The organism is Ornithinimicrobium jinqii (genome assembly GCF_045032595.1).
Lineage (GTDB): Bacteria > Actinomycetota > Actinomycetes > Actinomycetales > Dermatophilaceae > Ornithinicoccus.
Genome location: NZ_JBJFZS010000073.1, coordinates 1 through 1,015, shown reverse-complemented (window position 1 = coordinate 1,015; position 1,015 = coordinate 1). Strand labels below are relative to the sequence as shown.

The 1,015-nt window shown below is 70.0% G+C and carries 1 protein-coding gene; it reads left to right on the top strand.

What is annotated here, in order from left to right:
- Window positions 1–993: tyrosine-type recombinase/integrase (locus tag ACI3ET_RS16385; RefSeq protein WP_405034138.1), on the top strand; the 993-nt coding region annotated here is incomplete at its 5' end.
- Window positions 994–1,015: the final 22 nt, after the last annotated feature.

The window sequence follows — 1,015 nt, the reverse complement described above, 5'->3', positions numbered from 1 at the left end:
AACAAACCCCACCCGGCCCCGGCCACCATCGCCCACCGGCTCGGGGTGCTGCGGATGTTCTTCGTCCGCATCGACGAATGGGGCTGGCCCGAAGCCCCGCCCCGGGTGCCGATGTTCCACGGCGACATCCCCGTCCAGGACCACGCCCTGCCCAAGGCCCTCGACGACCCCTCCGCCTCCGCGCTGCTCCGTGCCGCGCAGGCCGACCAGCGCCAGCTCGTCGGCCTGACCGTGGAGGTCCTGCTGCGCACCGGCCTGCGCGTCGGGGAGTACTGCTCCCTGAGGTCTGACGCCGTCGTCCTCATCGGAGACACCTACTGGCTCCACGTGCCCGTGGGCAAGCTGCACGAGGACCGCTACCTGCCCCTGCACCCGCACCTGGTCGAGCTCATCGGCGCCTACCGGGCAGCGCACGTCACCCCCGGCCACGAGCTGCTCATCCCGTACGAGAACGGCCGCCAGCTCGACCGGCACGCCGTCACCCGGTTCATCAACAAGGCCGGCGCGGCCGCCGGGCTGGCCCACATCAACCCGCACCGGCTGCGGCACACCCTGGCCACGCAGGCCATCAACCGCGGCATGTCGCTGGAGGCGATCGCCGCGATGCTGGGCCACAAGTCCCTGGACATGACCCTGGTCTACGCCAGGATCGCCAACCGCACCGTGGCCCAGGAGTACTTCGCCGTCGCCGCCAAGGTCGACGCCCTCTACGCCCACCCCGCCAAGCTCCCGGCCGAGGACCTCGGACCCAACATGGCCCGTCTCAACCGCGAGCACCACCGTCTCCTGGGCAACGGCTACTGCACCCGACCCAAGGCCATGGACTGCGAGTACGAGAGCATCTGCGAGTCCTGCACCTTCTTCCAGACCACCATCGCCTTCCGACCAGCCCTGCTCGCCCAGCGCGCCGACGCCTGCGCCAAGGGACAGACCCGCCGCGCAGCGATCTACGACGACCTCATCACCGGCCTCGACACCACCGAGGCCTCTTGACAACGATCACCCACATAACGCC